This window comes from Xanthomonas sp. SHU 166, from assembly GCF_000364685.1.
In the GTDB taxonomy this organism is placed as follows: Bacteria; Pseudomonadota; Gammaproteobacteria; order Xanthomonadales; family Xanthomonadaceae; genus Xanthomonas_A; species Xanthomonas_A sontii.
In genome coordinates this window covers 1-4,745 of sequence record NZ_AQOJ01000376.1, presented here as the reverse complement: position 1 = coordinate 4,745, position 4,745 = coordinate 1, and the positions used below count along the sequence as shown (strand labels likewise).

Sequence of the window (4,745 nt, the reverse complement as noted above, 5' to 3'; positions counted from 1 at the left end):
TGCTGCAGCGCCACCGCCGGCGGCAGGCCGTCGATGGCGTCCACGTCGGCCACGCCGGCCTGGTCGATCAGGCGCCGCGCATACGGCGAGATCGAATCCAGATAGCGCCGCTGCGCCTCGGCGAACAGCGTGCCGAACGCCAGCGACGACTTGCCCGAACCAGACACGCCGGTGAACACCACCAGCGCATCGCGCGGCAGCTCCACGTCCACATCCTTGAGGTTGTGCTCGCGCGCGCCACGGACGCGCACGAAGCCGGAAGCGGCGAAAGCGGGAGGCGTGGACATGGGCAGGACCGGCAACGCGAAGGAGCGCGCAAGCTTAGCCGGTCGGCTGCCATGGGCGTGTCGCGGCGACTTTGCTGCGGCGTGTTCAGCCCGCTATCGACGCAGAACGGCGCGCCTTCGCCGGCGACGCAAGTCTCAGCTCAACGCAGGCGCCACCAGCGTGTCGGCATCCTCGTCGCGCGCGGCCAGCGCCTGCATCCGCGTCACCGCACTTGCGAAGGCGCGCAGCACCGCCACACCGCGTTCAGCGTAGATCGCATGCAGCGCCTGGTAGTACCACAGCGTGCCGTCGCGGCCGGCGGTGAAGCGCTCGAACACCGCCATGCCGACCTCGGGGTCTTCCAGGTCGGCGACGATGCTGCGCGCGTTGTAGAGCTTGTCGCAGGCCGACACCAGCAGCACCGCGTCCGGGGCCTCGGCCAAGTGCGCCAGGTACGCCTGCTTGCGGATGCGCCAGTCGCGGCGCTTGGCAGGCACGTCCGCGGGCACCGCCTTTCGCTCGGCCGTGGCGTCGGTGCAGGCCATCACCATGTCCGCCACCGCCTCGCCGAACTGCGCGCGGATCACGCCCTCATGGCCGGCGCCGCAATCCTCCACCACGTCGTGCAGCAGCGCCGCGATCGCCTGGTCCTCGTCGCCGCCGGCCTCCAGCACCAGCGTCGACACGCCCAGCACGTGGCTCAGATACGGCACCGTGCCGCCCTTGCGGAACTGGCCGGCGTGGGCGATGCGCGCGTAGTCCACGGCGCGCGCGTAACGTTCGGTGAGAGCGGTCATGCGGCGATCCTGACGGAACAGTCCGGCATTATCGCCAAACTTGTCGGCGTGAGCGCGTGGAGACGCGGGTGGACGTGGCTGCCGTTCAAGCCGCGTGCGGCGTCCCATTGCATGCGTGATGGGCCGACAGCCCGCACGGACGCGGCTGCCGCGCAGCCCTGTCCTGGTCCAGGCGCGTTCCCCGCTTACACTTCCCTGTTCCCGCACCACCGCAACGCTCGCACGCATGAACGTCCGTCATCTCGACCGGCACGCCCCGGAACTGCCGCAGATCGCCGCCTGGTACCACGCGGCCTGGGGTCGCGAAGCGGGTTTCACGCTGGACGACGAACTGCGCCAACTGCAGCGCGCCGCGGATGCGCATGGCCTGCCGCGGCGGCTGGCCGCCTTCGATGGCGACCGGCCGATCGCCGTGGTGCAGTTGAAAGACCGGGAAATGGACGCCTTTCCGCAATATCCGTACTGGCTGGGCGGCATGTACGTCGCCGATGCCTATCGAGGGCGCGGCATCGCCGGTCGCCTGCTCGCCCATGCCCTGGCCGACGCCGCGGACCTTGGCCTGGACGCCTTGTATCTGCAGACCGAGCACTTGGACGGCGGCCTGTACGCCCGCCACGGCTGGCAGCCCGTGCAGGAAGCCGATTCCTACGGCACCCGCGTGTTGCTGATGGTCCGCCAGGTCGGCTGAGCCAACGCCAGCGGGACCCGGGCGTCTGCACATTACTTTTCCCCCGCGCCGCGTTAACGTGGCGCTTGGAAAGATAGGGCGTCAGCCACCAACCGACCGCTCGATCGACAGACACGCATGAACGCAGCGCCGAGGATGCAACCCACCATGATCACCGACACCGTCCACGCCGTGGACGACACCGCTACCGACAGTGCCCCGACCCCGCCCGCACGCCGAGCCGCCATCTCCGGCCGCGCCGCCGCGCACAGCGTGTACCGCTCGCCGCTGTCCGCCGAAGACGCCAGCAGCGACGCGCTGCGCCTGCGCGAACAACGCGCCAAGCGCGCGGCACAGGTCGCCGCCGTCGGCACCGTCGCCGCCCTGGCTGCCGTGGCCCTGATCGCCTGGCGTCGCGCACGGCGCTGACCGCGCAACAGCCCAAGACGCATCCGGCATCATGCGCCGAGCAGGAAGCTCGCCACCGCCCACGCAAGGAACGTCCTCATGACGCCATGGCACCGCATCGCCCAATTCGCCGGCCTGGCGCTGGTCGCCAGCGCCTGCAGCATGCCCGCCGCCGCCCGCAAGACGCCCATGGCCTCGGCGGTGCTGAGCGTTCCGGCCGACCTGCCCAACCAGCGCCTGTTCGACTGCGCCGAATCCAGCATCGCCACCCTGTCCGAGACCAACAGCTCCTGGCCAAAGGTCACCCGCGAAGATCCGGCCAAAGGCATCCTGGAATCGGGTGACTTCCCCGAAACGAACCGCAGCGGCTTTCGCCTGCGCCTGGAGCGCCCACCGGGCGCCAACCAGGCCAAGCTCGCCCTCAAGGGCGCCGGCGCCTATTTCGTCGACCTGGGCGTCGACCAGGCGATGCAGGATCTCAAGACCGCGTTGGATCGCTGCGTCGCCACGCGGCCGCTGTGAGCCCGAATAGCACACGATAGTTCTGACTCCCGCGCCGTACAGCGACCAAGGTAGGACACGACCATGCCCAATTACGCCATCGAAGCCCGCTCGCTCGGCGTCATCGGCATCGCCGGCCACGCCTTCTGGGTGCTGCGCGACGAACACGGCAAGGCCGTGGCGGAACTGCATGGCCTGGCCACCGACCGCCAGACCGGCCAGGCCATCCCGATCGGCACCGACGAGGCCCGGCACTCGCTGCGCGCCTGGCATTACCCGCATGACCCCGCGTACGCCCGCTCCATTGGCGAGGAGGTGGACAGCACCACCTACATCCGCGACGACCAGCCGGCGCGCACGGTGGCCACCGGCGACAAGCACGAAATCCTGGAGCGCTGGAATACCGCGGTGCGCGCCGTGCCGGAACTCAACGCACAGGACCGCGACTATCCGAACTACGGCTTCAAGGTCTTCGGCGAAACCGTCAACAGCAACTCCGCCTACCGCACCTTCGGCGAACTGATGGACGTGCCCGTGCAGCGCTTCCCCGGACGCCTCGAACCGGGCATCGACAAGCGCATGCTGTCGCCGGAACGCACCGAGGAACTGCGGTATCACGCACCGGGCGAACAGAAACAACAACGCGCGCCAGCCCCCCACGGCCGATCCCACGCGCACCGACCATCCCGATCACACGCTGCTGCAGCAGATCCGCGACAAGGTCCAAGGCCTCAACGGCCCCGGCCAGTTGAAACCGGCCGACAACGACCGCGTCAGCGCCAGCCTGTACGCCCTGGCGAAGCAACACCACTTCAGCAGCGTCGACCAGGTTGCGCTCAGCCAGCAGACCGCGACCGCTGCCGCAGGCGAAACATCTTCATCGTGCAGGGGCTGCCAACGATCCGGCCAAGCAGCGTGCGCACATGTCAAAGGCGTGCCTCACCGCCGAGTACAAAGGCTAATCACGAGGCTGGATGCAACATCGACTCAGGATTCAGAAGTACGAACGATGCTGTATCCGTCTTTGCTGTAGAGACCATTGAGCCTTGAATCCAGCGCACACATGCGAACGGAGTAACCCAAAGCGAATAGGTGATGGAAGACTTTCCTGACATCCCCCAACTCGATCTGGTTTACGCTTCGATTGGCGCCAGTACCCGGCTGTGCAACCCGAAAGGCCACTCTACCTGTATCGCGGCGCTTTACTCTTCAGGGGTACAGCCGGACGCCGTTAAGGTGCTCGAACCAGAAGCTCGTATCTATACGTTTCACGTGCATAGCAACTCCCTGAAGTAGGCCCCGGTTTCCAGCTAGCCGCCCAGCACAACAGGCGCTCCCAGCGAAAAAAGACCAAGTACGAAATCCGTCCTTACTCATCCCCAGCAAGGAACCAAACAGGCTTGAGCGGCAGACGCACGCGGGCAACGTCGTCGAGCTGAGCATAGTGCGCCGTCCATAGCCCCAGCAGCTTGCGCGCATCGATCAGGCTGATTCGCCGATGCGACTGCCGTGCCTCGTAGTCAGCATCCTTGGTGAAGCCGGACAGAGCTACGAACAGACCCACGTCGCCTTCGCCGAGGACGGCCATGAAGCTGCGCAGACCCATCACGTCGATGCGCGGAGAGTTGGCATTGCGCTTGACCTGCACTTTGATGCGCGGCGGCCGAGTGCCGAGCGGGTCGTTGTAGGCGATGATGTCGGTGCCGCCGTCCTTGCCGGGCGGGGCGATCCAGGCGACGTGGTAGCCCATCGCCTTCAGCAGCGAGCCGACCAGTTCCTGGAAATCGTAAGGCGGCATCGCCGCCAGGTACGCCTCGATCTCGGTCCAGGCCATCTCCTCGGCTTCTTCCAGGGTGATGGTGGCCGAACCTTCGTCGAGTTCTTCCTCGCCCTCCTCGTCCTCGATCGGGTCGGGCTGGGCGCTCTTCCATTTGCGGTAGAGCTGGCCGACCGCGCGGGTGAACTGTTCGGGGTCGGGATAGATCTGCAAGGCGGCCTCGCCGTCGGGCGTCAGGGTCCAGATGCCTTTGTCCTTGACCAGCCAACCGGCCTTCACCGGCGCCACGGTGCTGAAGCGCACGATCTTCTCGAAACGGCGGCCGCCG

6 protein-coding genes and 1 pseudogene are annotated in these 4,745 nt (G+C 67.2%); 4 read left to right on the top strand and 3 right to left on the bottom strand.

Features of this window, described 5'->3' with window-relative positions; all coding sequences use genetic code 11:
- Both D180_RS10535 and D180_RS10530 read right to left on the bottom strand, forming a co-directional pair.
- Positions 1-287: pseudogene (locus D180_RS10535) on the bottom strand (excinuclease ABC subunit A); the annotation flags it as partial.
- A gap of 135 nt (positions 288-422) precedes the next feature.
- A complete protein-coding gene (locus D180_RS10530) occupies positions 423-1,064 on the bottom strand; it encodes an HD domain-containing protein (protein ID WP_017912764.1) in 642 nt (213 codons plus the stop codon).
- A gap of 226 nt (positions 1,065-1,290) precedes the next feature.
- Between D180_RS10530 and D180_RS10525 the strand changes: the two genes are divergently transcribed.
- From D180_RS10525 to D180_RS24795, 4 genes are all read left to right on the top strand, one after another.
- Positions 1,291-1,752, top strand: coding sequence for a GNAT family N-acetyltransferase (locus D180_RS10525; protein WP_017912763.1), 462 nt, complete (start codon positions 1,291-1,293; stop codon positions 1,750-1,752).
- A 147-nt stretch (positions 1,753-1,899) separates the two neighbouring features.
- Positions 1,900-2,160 carry a hypothetical protein gene (locus D180_RS10520; RefSeq protein ID WP_232760434.1) on the top strand — a complete coding sequence of 87 codons (261 nt, stop codon included), beginning with the start codon at positions 1,900-1,902 and terminating at the stop codon, positions 2,158-2,160.
- A 78-nt stretch (positions 2,161-2,238) separates the two neighbouring features.
- Positions 2,239-2,661 carry a hypothetical protein gene (locus D180_RS10515; RefSeq protein ID WP_017912761.1) on the top strand — a complete coding sequence of 141 codons (423 nt, stop codon included), beginning with the start codon at positions 2,239-2,241 and terminating at the stop codon, positions 2,659-2,661.
- 592 nt (positions 2,662-3,253) lie between these two features.
- On the top strand, positions 3,254-3,673 hold the full coding sequence (locus D180_RS24795) for an XVIPCD domain-containing protein (protein ID WP_343122583.1): 420 nt from the start codon (positions 3,254-3,256) through the stop codon (positions 3,671-3,673).
- Positions 3,674-4,009: 336 nt separating this feature from the next.
- Here the strand turns inward: D180_RS24795 and D180_RS10510 are convergent.
- Positions 4,010-4,745: restriction endonuclease (locus D180_RS10510; protein ID WP_017912760.1), on the bottom strand; the 736-nt coding region annotated here is incomplete at its 5' end.

Excerpts from the sequence above, each read along its gene's own strand:
- D180_RS10525 (WP_017912763.1), top strand. The coding sequence starts at position 1,291 with ATGAACGTCCGTCATCTCGACCGGCACGCCCCGGAACTGCCGCAGATC.
- D180_RS10530 (WP_017912764.1), bottom strand. The coding sequence starts at position 1,064 with ATGACCGCTCTCACCGAACGTTACGCGCGCGCCGTGGACTACGCGCGC.
- D180_RS10515 (WP_017912761.1), top strand. The coding sequence starts at position 2,239 with ATGACGCCATGGCACCGCATCGCCCAATTCGCCGGCCTGGCGCTGGTC.
- D180_RS10520 (WP_232760434.1), top strand. The coding sequence starts at position 1,900 with ATGATCACCGACACCGTCCACGCCGTGGACGACACCGCTACCGACAGT.